The 13613-nt window shown below is 66.0% G+C and carries 18 protein-coding genes; 10 read left to right on the forward strand and 8 right to left on the reverse strand.

Annotated elements, in window-relative coordinates:
* Positions 1 to 178: 178 nt before the first annotated feature.
* The gene (locus tag E0H45_RS15835) at positions 179 to 934 is read left to right on the forward strand and encodes a class I SAM-dependent methyltransferase (RefSeq protein WP_131338099.1); all 756 of its coding nucleotides are present in this window, start codon (positions 179 to 181) and stop codon (positions 932 to 934) included.
* A gap of 130 nt (positions 935 to 1064) precedes the next feature.
* On the opposite strand, the gene E0H45_RS15840 is transcribed toward E0H45_RS15835, so the two are convergent.
* Positions 1065 to 1265, reverse strand: coding sequence for a hypothetical protein (locus tag E0H45_RS15840; RefSeq protein ID WP_131338100.1), 201 nt, complete (start codon positions 1263 to 1265; stop codon positions 1065 to 1067).
* Positions 1266 to 1557: 292 nt separating this feature from the next.
* Here E0H45_RS15840 and E0H45_RS15845 point away from each other — a divergent pair, with 292 nt between their 5' ends.
* The 6 genes from E0H45_RS15845 (at position 1558) to E0H45_RS15870 (ending at position 6855) form a co-directional block, all read left to right on the forward strand.
* Positions 1558 to 2583: a TerC/Alx family metal homeostasis membrane protein gene (locus E0H45_RS15845; protein ID WP_131338101.1), complete on the forward strand. Its 1026-nt coding sequence runs from the start codon at positions 1558 to 1560 to the stop codon at positions 2581 to 2583.
* 53 nt (positions 2584 to 2636) lie between these two features.
* The gene (locus E0H45_RS15850) at positions 2637 to 2978 is read left to right on the forward strand and encodes a TraR/DksA family transcriptional regulator (RefSeq protein WP_131338102.1); all 342 of its coding nucleotides are present in this window, start codon (positions 2637 to 2639) and stop codon (positions 2976 to 2978) included.
* Between the two features lie 55 nt (positions 2979 to 3033).
* The gene (locus E0H45_RS15855; protein WP_131338103.1) at positions 3034 to 4218 is read left to right on the forward strand and encodes a phosphotransferase; all 1185 of its coding nucleotides are present in this window, start codon (positions 3034 to 3036) and stop codon (positions 4216 to 4218) included.
* A 45-nt stretch (positions 4219 to 4263) separates the two neighbouring features.
* Positions 4264 to 5325 (forward strand): MarR family winged helix-turn-helix transcriptional regulator, encoded by a 1062-nt coding sequence (locus tag E0H45_RS15860; RefSeq protein ID WP_131338104.1) that lies wholly within the window; start codon positions 4264 to 4266, stop codon positions 5323 to 5325.
* Positions 5326 to 5467: 142 nt separating this feature from the next.
* Positions 5468 to 5947: a VOC family protein gene (locus E0H45_RS15865; RefSeq protein WP_165546483.1), complete on the forward strand. Its 480-nt coding sequence runs from the start codon at positions 5468 to 5470 to the stop codon at positions 5945 to 5947.
* Between the two features lie 89 nt (positions 5948 to 6036).
* Positions 6037 to 6855, forward strand: a complete 819-nt coding sequence (locus tag E0H45_RS15870) for an LLM class flavin-dependent oxidoreductase (RefSeq protein ID WP_131338106.1) — start codon at positions 6037 to 6039, stop codon at positions 6853 to 6855.
* Positions 6856 to 6941: 86 nt separating this feature from the next.
* On the opposite strand, the gene E0H45_RS15875 is transcribed toward E0H45_RS15870, so the two are convergent.
* Entirely contained in the window at positions 6942 to 7448 is a 507-nt protein-coding gene (locus E0H45_RS15875) for a hypothetical protein (protein WP_131338107.1), read from the reverse strand.
* A 213-nt stretch (positions 7449 to 7661) separates the two neighbouring features.
* On the opposite strand from E0H45_RS15875, the gene E0H45_RS15880 reads away from it, so the two are divergent.
* A complete protein-coding gene (locus E0H45_RS15880) occupies positions 7662 to 8069 on the forward strand; it encodes an NUDIX domain-containing protein (protein WP_131338108.1) in 408 nt (135 codons plus the stop codon).
* 3 nt (positions 8070 to 8072) lie between these two features.
* Here the strand turns inward: E0H45_RS15880 and E0H45_RS15885 are convergent, their stop codons facing one another.
* From E0H45_RS15885 to E0H45_RS15900, 4 genes are all read right to left on the reverse strand, one after another.
* On the reverse strand, positions 8073 to 8660 hold the full coding sequence (locus tag E0H45_RS15885) for a hypothetical protein (RefSeq protein WP_131338109.1): 588 nt from the start codon (positions 8658 to 8660) through the stop codon (positions 8073 to 8075).
* A gap of 73 nt (positions 8661 to 8733) precedes the next feature.
* Positions 8734 to 9441, reverse strand: a complete 708-nt coding sequence (locus E0H45_RS15890) for a class I SAM-dependent methyltransferase (protein ID WP_238155030.1) — start codon at positions 9439 to 9441, stop codon at positions 8734 to 8736.
* A gap of 121 nt (positions 9442 to 9562) precedes the next feature.
* Entirely contained in the window at positions 9563 to 9967 is a 405-nt protein-coding gene (locus E0H45_RS15895) for a nuclear transport factor 2 family protein (protein ID WP_131338111.1), read from the reverse strand.
* Positions 9958 to 10764, reverse strand: a complete 807-nt coding sequence (locus tag E0H45_RS15900) for an MBL fold metallo-hydrolase (RefSeq protein ID WP_131338112.1) — start codon at positions 10762 to 10764, stop codon at positions 9958 to 9960. Before E0H45_RS15900 ends, E0H45_RS15895 begins: the two co-directional genes overlap by 10 nt.
* Positions 10765 to 10894: 130 nt before the next feature.
* Here E0H45_RS15900 and E0H45_RS15905 point away from each other — a divergent pair, with 130 nt between their 5' ends.
* Entirely contained in the window at positions 10895 to 11722 is an 828-nt protein-coding gene (locus E0H45_RS15905; RefSeq protein WP_202872358.1) for a helix-turn-helix domain-containing protein, read from the forward strand.
* Between the two features lie 49 nt (positions 11723 to 11771).
* Here the strand turns inward: E0H45_RS15905 and E0H45_RS15910 are convergent, their stop codons facing one another.
* Positions 11772 to 12068: a helix-turn-helix transcriptional regulator gene (locus E0H45_RS15910; protein ID WP_202872359.1), complete on the reverse strand. Its 297-nt coding sequence runs from the start codon at positions 12066 to 12068 to the stop codon at positions 11772 to 11774.
* Between the two features lie 126 nt (positions 12069 to 12194).
* On the opposite strand from E0H45_RS15910, the gene E0H45_RS15915 reads away from it, so the two are divergent.
* Positions 12195 to 12512 (forward strand): antibiotic biosynthesis monooxygenase, encoded by a 318-nt coding sequence (locus tag E0H45_RS15915; RefSeq protein ID WP_131338115.1) that lies wholly within the window; start codon positions 12195 to 12197, stop codon positions 12510 to 12512.
* Between the two features lie 61 nt (positions 12513 to 12573).
* On the opposite strand, the gene E0H45_RS15920 is transcribed toward E0H45_RS15915, so the two are convergent.
* Complete coding sequence (locus tag E0H45_RS15920) at positions 12574 to 13563, reverse strand: GlxA family transcriptional regulator (protein ID WP_131338116.1); 990 nt, start codon at positions 13561 to 13563, stop codon at positions 12574 to 12576.
* Positions 13564 to 13613 lie beyond the last annotated feature (50 nt).

The raw sequence follows: 13613 nt of genomic DNA on the forward strand, positions 1-13613 counted from the left end.
AAGTTCAACCGCTCGCGCAGATGCTCGCACGCCGGACGACGCGATTCGCGAGTTGCGGCAGTAGCGTGCGGCACCGCACGCAGAGCGGGATGCCCTTGCAAACCATTGGTGAACCGACTTGCTCCGCTGATGTACTGATGTCCGACCGTGAGTCTGCCCCGTGTCGGAGGTAGTAGTTGTGACGAGCTACAACGCGCTTGCCGAGGTGTACGAGTGGCTCATCTCGGATGCAAAGCTGACCCCGGCCGAGTTCGCTGCGTCGTTCGACGACGTCCTCAGTCTCCTGCCGCCGAACGCTCACGTCCTCGATTGTTCGTGCGGAACCGGACAGTTGGCGGTCGGCCTCGCCGGTCTTGGCATGCAGGTGGTCGCAACTGACGCCAGCGAAGCGATGGTTCGTCGGACTGCGGAGTTGTCTGAGGAATTCAGGGCACCTGTCCGGACATTGCGGGCGGACTGGCAAGAGTTGCCCGACCATTTCGATGACGGCACCTTCGACATGGTGTTCTGCGTTGGCAACTCGCTGCACCATGCCGTGGGCGCGAGAGGCAGGGTTGCTGCTCTGGAGTCGATGTCACGGCTTCTGCGCCGTGGCGGGCGCTTGGTACTCACCTCCCGCACCTGGGAACTCGTGAGGGCCAGAGGTTCCCGGCTGGACATCAGCGACCGTCTTGTCCGCCGGAACGGCCGCAATGCCGTCGTGGTCTATCGCTGGGAGATTGCGTCACATTGGGAGGAGGAGCACCACATCGAGATTGCGGTCGCGCAAGTTGATGCGGCTGGGTCGGTGCTTGTCCGCTCGGAACTGCTGTCGTGCTGGCCCTACCGATACGACGAACTCGCAGCCGAGTTGCACCAGGTCGGACTCCGGACGGAAAGCAGCACGTACAACCCTGAGGCCGAGAACTACATGGTGGTGGCGAGCAAGGTATAGACAACGGGCTCACAGTCCCTGGCCGGACCGCGCGGTTGCTCGCAGGAGGCTTGCGCCCTCTCATCGCCGCGACCACCTACGCCGCCTACTACCAGTTACTCAACGGGGGGGGGGGTGCACGCCGGAGAGTTCAGGTCGTGGCTTTGACTGCCACGATGTCCAGGCTGATGTTTCGAACTCCGGAGCGGGTCTGGTTCTCGGCGTTGCCACGAACACTGTCCGCGAAGGCCACGGCCGCATCGAGTTCGGAGAAGACGATGAACGTGTGTGACCGCGCCGGGTCCTCGTAGTCGCTCCAATAGCCCTTCGTCAGGCCGGGCAACTGGCTCACGCCGGCAACGATCCCTTCCAAGGCAGACTGTTGTGCCTCATCCCTAGCTCGATCCATTTCCCATACACCGACGACTGCGTACATAGCCGTCCCCCTCACCTGTGCCGATTCCAGCGTCTGTTTGGTGGTGCGGATGGGTGTCACTGCCCCACTGGCGATATTAGTGGGTGCTCCCTGCGGTCCGACCGACTCCCCCGGTCTTCGACAACGTTGTGACAAGAAGCCCGTCAAGCCGGGTTTTCAGTCGTTAGGCTCGGTAACAGATGGTTGCCCTCAACAACTGGAGGAGTGCGTGCTCGAGATCAGTGCCGTCACCTGGGCCGTCACCATCGGCCTGATCGTCGTCCTGCTGGCCGCTGACCTGCTGATCGCCGCGCTCCGGCCGCACCGGGTCGGGTTCCGCGAGGCCGCCGCCTGGTCGGTCTTCTACGTCCTGGTGGCGATCGCGTTCGGCCTGTGGTTCCTGAGCGCGTACGGCGGTGAGTTCGGGGCGGAGTACTTCGCCGGCTACATCGTCGAGAAGAGCCTGTCGGTCGACAACCTGTTCGTGTTCGTGATCATCATGACCACGTTCGCCGTACCCGAGGAGCACCAGCACAAGGTGCTGACGTTCGGCATCGTGCTGGCGCTGGTGATGCGGGCGATCTTCATCGCGCTCGGTGCGACGTTGCTGTCGCTGTTCTCGTTCATGTTCCTGTTGTTCGGCCTGCTGTTGCTCTACACGGCCGTGCAGTTGTTCCGGCATCGCGCCGAGGATCCCGATGTCGAGAACAACGTCATCGTGAAGACCGCGCGCCGGGTGCTGCCGGTCAGCGACGACTACGTCGGCGGCAAGCTGACCGCACGGGTCGGCGGCCGCAAGGTGGTCACGCCGCTGTTCGTCGTACTGGTCGCGATCGGCGGGGTCGATCTGCTCTTCGCGCTCGACTCGATCCCGGCGGTGTTCGGCGTCACCGAGGAGGCGTTCATCGTGTTCGCCGCCAACGCGTTCGCGCTGCTCGGCCTGCGGGCGCTGTTCTTCCTGGTCAAGGGGCTGCTGGACCGGCTCGTCTATCTGTCCGCCGGGCTCGCCGTCATCCTCGCCTTCATCGGCGTCAAGCTGATCCTGCACTGGGCTCACGTCGACATCGACGACCGGATCCCGGAGGTGTCCACCGCGATCAGCCTCGGTGTCATCATCGGCATCCTGACGATCGTCGTGGTCGCCAGCCTGATCAAGACCCGCAACGACCCCACCGCCAAGGCCCACGCCGGCTCCCTGCACGGTCACCGCGAGAACCAGCACACCCCGGCCGGTCAGCCGGGAGATGCTGACTGATCAACTGACGGCTCGGTTGGTGCGAGAAGGATCCTCTGGTTCAGAATTGATGGATGGACGATCCGCGCGCTCAACTCGAGCGTGAGCGGCAAAAGACGATCGACCGCTTGGCGAACCTGACCGAGGACTTCGACAGAGTCGTGGCTGCCTCGCGCGACAGCAATGCCGACGACGAACACGATCCCGAGGGTTCAACGATCGCCTTCGAGCGGTCCCAGCTCGGCGCACTGGCCGAGCAGGCCCGGAAGGCCCTCACGGAGATCGATGCCGCACTGGCACGCCTTACGGCCGGAACCTACACAACGTGTGAGCGCTGCGGCCAACCGATCTCGAACGAGCGGCTCCAGGCGCGTCCGATGGTCCGCACCTGCATCGCCTGTGCATCCGGCGACTGACAACCCCTCCCCTGGCCCACTCTCAGCCGCGAAAAGACATCCCGAGAGGTCCGGTATGCGCTACCCGTTGACGATCGAGCGACAAAACGCCGTACTGGACGGACTCACGTCCATCTGTGGGCGGCGACCCGTGATCGTCGATGCGCAGCAGGTCGGTCACGACTGGGCACCTGTCACTCGGCTGGTGTTCGACCGTGACCTGTCCGGCCTGGGCAGCGATCCGGCTGGAGGTCCAGGACGAACGGTCATCGTCAAAACCAGGCGAGTGGAAGGCGAAGGCCACGGCGGACCGGCCTATCTGCGGCGAGAGGCCGCCGGGCTGCGCACCGCAGTCCTCAGCGACGTGGCTGCACGTGTGATCCTGACCGACGACCAAGCCGGCGTCGTCGTCCAGTCAGACCTCGGGACGTGGCCAAACCTGGAGACAGTGCTGCTCGGCAACGACCCCGAGCGGGCAGCCACCGCGATGGTGAACTTTGCGGAAACCATAGGGCGGCTCCACGCCACCACACTGGACCGTCGCATCGAACACGACCTGGCACTGGCAGAGTTCGGCTCCGCCGACGTCACCACAGGCGAGCGAGCCGGAACAGGAGGCACCCGCCGATGGCACCTCGTCGAACAGGCCTGCGCAGAGCTGGGATTCCCAGACGCCCGCACCGCGCGGGACGACGTCGCCTTCGTCCGCTCACAACTGGACGCACCAGGCCAGTACGCCGCCTTGGTGCACAACGACCTCAACCCGACGAACGCCCTGGTCACTGACCGAGGCATCCTGTTGGTCGACTTCGAAGGCTCTGGTTTCGGGCACATCGGTTTCGACGCCTCGTTCCTGCACTACCCCTTCCCACACCACAGCGCGAACTGGTCCGTGCTACCAGAACCGATCACCCAAGCCGCAGACCACGCCTACCGCAACACGCTCGCAACCTCCCTCGCTGCGGACGCGTTGCACGGGTACGACCAGATGCTCGCAGTTGGTGCGGCAGCAGCACTCGCCAGCAGAGTGACCCGCCTTCCGCTGGTCGCCCGAACCGACCAGACCCCACACGACAGTTGGCGCCGTCGTGCACAGCTTGTCCAGCAGATCGGCGTGTTGAATCGGCTGACCGATCGTGCTGGCACCCTGCCGGACCTGGCGCGCTGGTTCTGCGAACTGGCCGACGCCATGACAGAGCGCTGGACCGACGCCACCCAACCCCCACCGAGGCTCTTTCCCGCCTTCGCGGACCACGACTAGCAAGCGGGGGTCTCCGCTGTCGGCGGCTGCTTCTAGCATCGCCGTATGACTAACAACGGGGCCCTCGGTGACGACGGCCGCGACTCGCGGCGGGAGCTGGAGCCTCCTTTGTCGACCTTGCTGGCGCAGGCGCTGATCGCGTACCGGATCGAGCTGGATAACGAGTTCGAGGGACAACTGGCGCGGTCGGGATTCCCCGGGTTCAAGCTGCCTGTCGTGTTCTGGCCGCTGCTACGCCACGTCGACGATCCGGGAACGACGGTCGTCGCGCTGCTCGAGCGGACGGGCTGGACCGAGAAAGATCTGTTCCCGATGATCGGCGGCGTGGAGCGGTGGGGGTACGTCGAGGTGCGGCTCGAGGCCGATGAGCCGATCCGGGAACCGTCGAGGGACGGATACGGCAGCAGTCGCCGGCTGCGCGGCACCTCGGTGCTCGTCCCGAAGGCTGTCTGTCGCCGCGCCAAGGAACTCTGGCCGCCGATCATCGCGGCGACGGACGATCGGTGGACGGAACGCTTCGGCCGGGACGCGATGGGTGAGCTGCGAAGCTCGCTGGCGGCAATCACGGGAACGGCCGCGGAAGGTTCGATCGCTGATCCGCCTGCGGCCGCGCTGGAGGCCTTTGCACGGGAGGTTGAGACGGATTCGCCGCTGCCGATGGCGATCGCCGCGAACTTCCTGCCTGCCCTCAGTGCCGACCCGATCCGGGTCCGGGAGCTGCCCTTGCGGACCGGGGTGACCGGCCGGCCGGTGGTCCCGGCGCTCGGGGTGCTGGAAAGGTCGGGAATGATCACTGTAAGTCCGGCCGAGACAGGCCGCGGCAAGGTTGTCACCTTGACCCCGGCAGGGCTGCGGGAGCGTCACGCCTACGCCGAGCGGGTGACTCAGGTCGAACGGACCTGGCGTGCCCGGCATGGTGCGGCCGTGATCGAAGCCCTGCGCGGCGCCCTCGAAGCGATGAGGTCCCGACTCGCCGACGGCCTGCACCCGCCGGAGGGATGTTGGCGGGCAAGCCGAGAGTACGCGGCGCAGACCAGGGCGATCCTCGATGACCCGCGCTCAGCCCTGCCCCGGCATCCTGTCGGCCCCTGGCTCACAACCAGCTGACTGCCCATGGGCCTCCCCCGGCGCCCGACCGGGCCAGCACTCAAACGCTGGATGCCGCCAGAAGGACTCCAGGTTGGCACGGTGGACGAGTCGGGCGGGTGGCCGTCATCCTCGGGGCAGGCCGACTTCGAGGGGAATAGCAATGAACCTGGGCTTCGAGCGGATCTTGCAGGTGAAGATCCCGGTGGCGGATCTCCAGCACAGTGTCAACTGGTATCGGCGGGTGTTCGGGCTGCGGCTGGCCTGGGAGTTCGGCGAGCCGGGCGTCGTCACCGGCGCGGTTCTGACCGATGACGCCGAGCGGTTTCTCATCGGTCTGCGGCGGCTCGACACCGTGCCCGGCGAGCCGTCGTTGGCCGGCTTCGACGTCGTCAGCCTCGGTGTGCCGTCCGTCGACGTATTGAAGGCGCTGGCCGAGCGTTTCGACGAACTCGGCGTGGAGCACGGCCCGCTGTTCGACCGTGGGCCGGGAGGTGGAGTGCAACTCGACGTACCGGACCCCGATGGCACGGTGATCCGGATCCTGTCGCCGTTCGGGGAGCACGCGCCGTTCACCGGCGTCGAGTTCGGGCCCGACGGGGCACCCACCTTCTACACGACCCCGCACCTGGAGCTGGACTGAGTTCTTGGGCGGGTTGTCGGATTCTGGGTGGTGGGTTCGTGGATAGAGCAACCGGACCGAACAAGGTCCCAGACTCGAGGAGAACCACGATGAACGACCAGGCCAGGCGAGTAACCAGACCATTCCGGTTCGGCGTCGTTGCGCCGATCGGTTCTGACCTGCCGACGTGGCGGGACCGCGTGCGCCGCATCGCCGACAGCGGTTACTCAACGTTACTGATGCCCGACGTTCCTACCTGGCAACCAGCACTTGCCCCCACGCTGGCAACCGCGGCCGCGCTCACTGACCTGCGGATCGGCTCGTGGGTCTATGCCGCCGCGCTGCGCGAACCATGGAGCACGGCATGGGAGGCACACTCACTCTCAGTACTCACGGAAGGCCGCTTCGAAATGGGCATCGGCGCCGGCCGGCCCGGGATCGAGGTCGAGCTGGGGCTGCCTGCCGTCTCCCCCGCTGAGCGTCGCGCCAGGATGCGCGAGACCGTGGCCACCCTGCGTACGTTCGACGGCCCCGATCTGCACACGCCGGTTGTCATGGCAGTGAGCGGACCGAAGTCGCAGGCGCTGGCGCTCGAAGTCGCTGACGCAGTCACGTTCGTACTTTCACCGGAGGATGATCGGGTCGAAACCACGAACCGGGTACGCGACTTTGCTGGGACCAGGGACATCGAACTCGTCCAGCACGTCTCTGTCGTAGGTGACGGGGTCGCTCCGTTCATGGCGCCGCCCACCCTCGACACCGCGGCGCTTCGCGCGGCCGACTCGCTCCTCATCCTTCCGAGTGACCCCGCGGCAGCCGCCGGAGAAATCCAACGACGTCGCGAGGAGATCGGCTTCTCCTACTTCGTCATCGGCGCCGACTTCGCCGACACACTCGCGCCGGTCGTGGCCGAGCTGGCCGGACAGTAGGCGGCGCACGGCTCCCTGCAGTGCTGAACCATGACTTCCACGGTCCTTGGCCCGCGATAGGAGTTAAGAGAACCTGCAGATACGAGCTATCCCAAAGGACCGGGTCCGGCGATAGCCTCCACAACCTCCAGATAGCGGCGAACCGCGGCTGCGGCTGTCTCGTTTCCTTCAATCTGCGAGAGTACGACGGACAGGCTGGCTCCGAGTCCGACGTCCGTGGGCGCGTCTAGCATCGATGCCATCGCCGCGGCCTTCTCGAAGTCGCCTCGAGCGATGTGCTTCGCCGCCAACGGCAGCATTGCGAGGGCGAACACATCCGGGTCCGGCGCAGGCCCCGGCAGACCTCGGCCCACCAGCTCAAGCGTCTCCGACAGGTCGAGGCTCCCAGCCACCCCGGCACCGGCCAGCAGCCGAGATTCTCGAGGCACCGGCGCATCCGACGGCCACAGGTACCAGTCAACCCACAGCGGGAGCGACCCAATGTCATACATCGCCCCGACATACCCGCCGCCAACAGGTCCGTTGCCCGGCATCTCAAGGGTCAAGAGCGCCTCGTTGAGCAGGCACTCTCCGCCGACAACGATGATGTCCACATCACTCCACTCATCGCCCCTCCCGGACCCGAGTGAACCAACCAACCAGACTCCTTCGGCTCGCAGCGCCGACACAGTGTCCGCCAACCATCGTGTCCGCCCAGCAGCCAGCGCAGCCACCATGTTCCGTGCCTCATCTCGCGTCACGCCACGGACGCTATCCGGCCTGCCGCCGGAGCCGTGAGTGTCGGACGCCGTGGCTAGTGTGCCTGCATGGTCGCTCTGATTCCGATATCGGTTGCTGTTCTTGTGCGTGACGGTCTCGTGCTTCTCGTGCATCGGCATCCGTCGCGTCGGTGGTATCCCGACAGTTGGAGCTTCTCCGCCGGCGGACACGTCGAGCCTGGCGAGTTGCCTCAGCAGGCCGTCAGCCGGGAATGCCTCGAAGAACTCGGTGTCCACGTCCACGACCCTGAGGCCGTCCCGATGACGGTCAGCGACCCGACCCTCGACGTACACGCGTTCCTCATCACGCGCTGGGACGGAGAACCAGTCAACGCCGCACCCGAGGAGCACGACGATCTTCGCTGGTTCCGGCCCAGTGAACTCGCGGACCTGAAGATGGCCCACCCGGAGAGCCTGCAGAGCCTCCTGAACGCCGTCCGGCTAGCAACGGATTGACCGTCAGTCAGTCAGGGCTGCGATCACGGTTCCGAGGACCACGGCGGCAACGGCGAAGCCGAGGGCGCACAGGAAGGTGAACGCGATCAGGTTCCGTCCGGCCCAGCTCACAGAGCCGGGTCGTTCGCGAGCCAGTTGCGCTGTGGTGACCGGTCCGTTCGGGCGGCCGGTGGGCAGGCCGAGGTGGGCAACGAGCCGGTCGAGATCGGCGGGCGCGTAGAGAGCGCCGTTGATGCTCAGCAGGGCGTGTCCGGCGGCGTCGAGTACGACGATGGTTTCGGAAACAGCTCCGGGCTGGACGACCGTGGCCCGGATCACCGAGGCGGCGAGCGCGCGATCACGACGGCGATGGAACGTCAGACCGCGCGCCGAAATACCCGCCGGAGTGACGACGATCCGGGAGCGCCACAGATAGACGGCGATGGTTGCGGCCAGCAACAGAACGAGTCCGATGCAGGTGATCAGGGCGGGCCGGCCTCCGGCCATGACACCGCCGATAACCAGGACCGCGGAGATCACACCGGCGATCGTGAGGACCTGGCGGCGCGGACCCGCAGCCGGACGCAGGACAAGCACGTCGGTTTCAGACACGGCCAAAACCCTACCGGCACCGCGGTGCTCCGACCGTGACTGGCGCGGCAGGCCGACCCGAACTACTCCCGTGTCAGCACGCCTCGAGGACGAAGAAGATGAAGCAGATGAACCTCGGCAGGTCCTTCAGATCCTTCAGTTCCTGCGGAAGCAGCTCGCTGGGCGTGTCCGGGTCGATCGGCGGCTCGCTGAGGACCGAGATCCGGAAACCTGCCGCCGTGAAGGCGTCGAACATCGCCTGAAGCGGCCGGTGCCAGATCGTGTAGACGACCGTGCGGCCGGCGTGCTCGGCATCGAAGCTGTACTCGGCGACGTCGAAGTACTCGGCGTCGGGGTTCAGCGCCGTGTAAGCGATCGGGTGGTTCAGCGACAGGATCAGGCGTCCGCCCGGCTTCAATACCCGGCGGAGCTCTGCGAGCGGCTCGGTCCAGTCCTCCAGATAATGCAGGACGAGAGAAGCCATGACGTCATCGAATGCGGCATCGTCGTACGGGAGCGGCTTGGCCAGATCGGCGACGGTCAGGTCGGCGTCCTCCCCCAGCCTTCGGTGGGCCAGTTCGATCATCGCCGCGCTCAGGTCGAAGCCGGACACGATCGCGCCCTTGTCGCGGAGCGCCGCCGACAGCGGACCGGAGCCACACCCGACGTCGAGGATGCGACGACCGTCCACGTCACCAGCAAGGCTCACCATCGCCGGCCGTTCGTAGTGGCCGTTGAGCAGATTGGTCTCGTTGTCCGCGGAGTACGCCTCAGCGAACTCGTCGTAATCGGTCTTCGGCACCCAAGCGCTCCTTCTGTCGGCAGGTTCGCACCATCTGTGCGACTGACTTGGGACGTCGCCGCGACCGACAAAGTTGTCACCGCACCCCGACATCGCGCGGAGCACCGCCGGTGTCGCGGCCTCAGGTTGCGGCGTCGCGGACGAGGGCGGTGTCGACGAACTGCTCGAACCTGACGATGAGGCCGCCACGGACAACGAAGTGATGCGCCACCCGCACGTCCAGGGGTTTCCGGGTTCCCCGGTTGTGCGCGGTGTAGCGAGCCAGGACGACGACGTTCTCACCGTCGACGACGTAGGTGTCGTCGTGGGCGACCCAGCTTTCCCACTCCGTGGCGAGCTTCTCCATCACGTTGGCGGTCACACCCTCGGGTGTGCGGTAGGTGCCGGCCAGCGGGAACCCGGCCATCTCCGTCCATTCCACGTCCGGAGCCAGGGTCGCGCGGAGCGCCTCGAGGTCACCCGCCGCGGAGGCGAGATATTGACGTCGTACGACGTCCGCCGGCGCGAGCTCCGTGTTCAGCCCCACGTCATCTCCCCCTTCGCGACCTTCGTGCCCAGGCCGGCGGCGATCTTCAGCCCGGCATCCGGATAGGCCGCCAGCAGTGCGGCCTCGGCCTCGGCCGCGTCTGCGGATGCGGCGATCGTCTTCTCGAAGAGCTCGAGGTACTCGCGGGTGTGGGTGATGGCGGTCAGGTCCGTCGGCGCGCCGGCGATCCGGTGACCCGCAACGACGTACGCCGGATCGAGAGCCAACAGGTCGTCCAGCACTCGGATCCACTCGGACCGCAGCTCCGGGGTAGCACTGTCGGCGGTCCAGACATGCAAGCCCTCGAACAGGAGTACGCCGCCCAGCAGCGACCGTGATGCGGGTTCGAACAGGTACCACGACCGGTCGCCGAGCACCTCGCTACCGCGGCGTACCTCGATCGTCGTCCCGTCCACCGTGAGCGTCGGGTCGGCGAGGACGGCGATGTCGACGAGTCGTGTGGGTAGGTTCTGACCGAGGTGAGCCCAGGCCTGGAGCTTGCCGGCATAGCTGTGCTGGATGTGTTCGATGACATCGGCCGGTGCCAGGAAGACCGCCTCCGGGAAGGCGTCGGCGATGACCTCGGCACCGAAGTAGAAATCCGGGTCGCCCGCGGTCACCACCACGGTCGTGAGCCGTTTGCCCGAGTCGAGCACTTCAGCGACGATCCGGTGGCCGTCGGCGCGGGTGAAGGCGGCGTCGACCACCAGGCCCTCGGACTCTCCGGTGACCAGTACAGAGGTCTTGTTCAGCGATGAGTCAGCTGCGTCAACGACGGCGTACGTAAGATTCGACATGCCGGTAACGTTAGGCTCGGCGGCACCGATTCTCACGGTCAAGATGGGTAGACAAATGGTGAAAACGGGACATTCCGCCATTCGGCGAGTGCGGTTCCTACCTCCGGCCCCGAGCGTTGGCGACATCGAGGTGAACACAATCAACGGCATCCGTGACCGCGGTGGGCCGCACGAGTTCCTCACCCCGCAACGTCTCGACTTCGACTTGCTGATGCACATCGAGAGCGGCACCGCCGGACACACCGTCGACTTCACCGACTATCCGTTGCGTGCGGGCGACGTCCTGTGGGTGCGCGCCGGACAGGTCCATCAGTGGGGAGCGATCGACGACATCGAGGGGGCGGTGGTCATGTTCGGCTCGCACACGATCGACGATCACACCCGCGACCTCATCCGCTCGCGGCCGGTCCGCCCGCGGAGCCATTGGCCGGCTCGCGACCTCGAGGCCTCGCCGGTCCCCCGAGTCGTCGAGTTGCTGACCATCAGCATCGGTCCCTCCGCGACAGAACGCAGCGCCCTGCACGAGGCGGCGCTCGCGCATGGCCTCGCCCTCCTTCTCGTCCAGCTGGCGCGGGTCGAGACGCCCGGAGACGTGACGTCGACCGGTCCGACCCACGAGGCCTTCACTTGGTTTCGTGACCACATCGAGGAGCACTTCCACCGCTGGCACAAAGTCAGCGAGTATGCCGACCGGCTCGGGTACTCCGCCCGTACTCTCAACCGCCTGGCCCGCCAGAACACCGGCCTGTCCGCCAAGGAACTGATCGACGAACGCGTCGTACTCGAGGCCAAGCGCCGGCTGAGCCACGGTGACGCGTCGGTGTCCGAGATCGCCGAGGAACTGGGATTCGATGACGCGTCGAACTTCTCGTCGTACTTCCGTCGGCAGACCCACCTGACCCCTGGCAGCTTCCGGACCCGCAGCCGCGTGGGCAACGGAGGAGGTTCGACCGGTTGAACTCGCCGTTGCTCTGCGTGGTGCGCGATCGCCTCGGCCTCGGTGCGAGTCAGCTGTCGTCGTGCGTCTCCAGTTCGGTGTGTGCGAGGAGGTCTACGAGTTGGCCGACCGTTCGCCGATTGAGCAGGGCCTCCGGCAACGGTTTGTCGACCTGGACCGCGTAGCGGTTGCGGCGGCCGTTCTTGTCTTTGACCACGTATCCGGCGTCCACCAGATCGGTGACGATGCCGAAGGCGGCGCGCTCCGTGATGCCGAGCGCGATCGCGATCTCCCGCAACCGCACGCCCGGATCGTGCGCGATGCACAGCAGTGCTTGCGCGTGGTTCGTCAGGAAACCCCAGGCCATGACACAGAGCATACTAGATGGACAGATCTAGGAACTGGATTGCCAGTATTAGATTACTAGCGTAGGTTCAGTTGTGGAACTGGTTCGCGGATTTACGCGAGCCGCTCCACCACAGGAAGGCACACCATGCGCTGCACGCGCGTCGCTCTGTACGACATCAAGACCGGCACCTTCGACGAGGTCGTCGGCCAGGCGAAGGCCGAGATGGTTCCCTTGTTCAAGGAGAGCCAGGGGTTCGTGTCCTACGGGGTTGCACAGGTCGAGAACAACGCCTTCGTCTCCATCAGCACCTGGGAGACCCGGGCACACGCTGACATGGCCGCCGCAAAGGCCGCAGAGTGGGTCAAGGCGAACAGCCGGGACCGTTTCACCCTGCGCGCCAACTACGTCGGTGACCTCGCCATCGACACTGGCCACCGCGAGCCGGTGCCAACCGCTCGCTAGGTCGTCCAGGTACGGAGCCCCGCCGCACACCGCGGCGGGGCTCCGTCATCAGCAGCGGGTCTCAAGCGTCGTTGCGGGCGCGGAACGTACGGCGGTACGTCATTGGTGAGGTTCTGATGTGTTTGGCGAAGTGCTGGCGCATCGCGATCGACGTACCGAAGCCGCAGTGTCTGGAGATTTCCTCGACGGACAGGTCGGTGGTTTCCAGCAGTTCCTGTGCATGATGCACTCGTTGCCGCAGCAACCATTGCAGTGGCGTGGTGCCGGTCTGTTCGCGGAATCTGCGGTTCAGGGTGCGCGGGCTGGTTCCGGCGTACGACGCGATGTCCGCCAACGTGACCGGCTCTGCCAGTTGTTGCCTTAGCCACCGCATCGTCGGCTCGAGTGATCCGTGATCGTCGCCCGGGTCCGGGTGTGCGATGTACGGCGCCTGGCCGCCGTCGCGTTGTGGTGGCACGACCATGTGCCTGGCGACGTCGGCGGCGACCGCGGATCCGAAGTCCTGCCGGATCATGTGCAGGCACATGTCGATGCCGCTGGCCGCGCCGGCTGACGTGAGTACGTCGCCGTGGTCGATGTAGAGCACGTCGGTGTCGACCACGACCTGCGGATAACGCTCGGCAAGCAGGTCCGCCCGCGACCAGTGCGTCGCCAACCGCCGGCCGTCCAACAAACCGGTCGCCGCCATCACCCGGGCACCGCCGGCGCTGATCGAGGCGATCCTGATGCCACGCCGGTGTGCTTCGCGCAGCAGGTCGAGCGCTGAGGTCAGTGGTTCGCGGCCTCCGGGTACGCCGATGACCACGATGGTGTCCGCGTCGAGCGCGTCGACCAACGGGTACGGCGGGGTGAACCGGTACATCTCGACTCCCCCGACGCCCTCGACGAGCAGGTCGCGATCGTCACCACAGACCCGTATGTCGTAGAGCCGCGGACCGAAGAACTCCCCCGGCGCCTTCTCCAGCGAATGCGCCGTACTGAACACCTGCAGCGGCATCGCCAGGTCGAAGCTGTGGATCCCGTCCACAGCGATGACCGCTATCCGATGCATGACCAGAATCTATCGGAGATCGGCATTCTTGCCACTGTCTCGGCGCTTCG

The organism is Kribbella soli (genome assembly GCF_004331345.1).
Lineage (GTDB): Bacteria > Actinomycetota > Actinomycetes > Propionibacteriales > Kribbellaceae > Kribbella > Kribbella soli.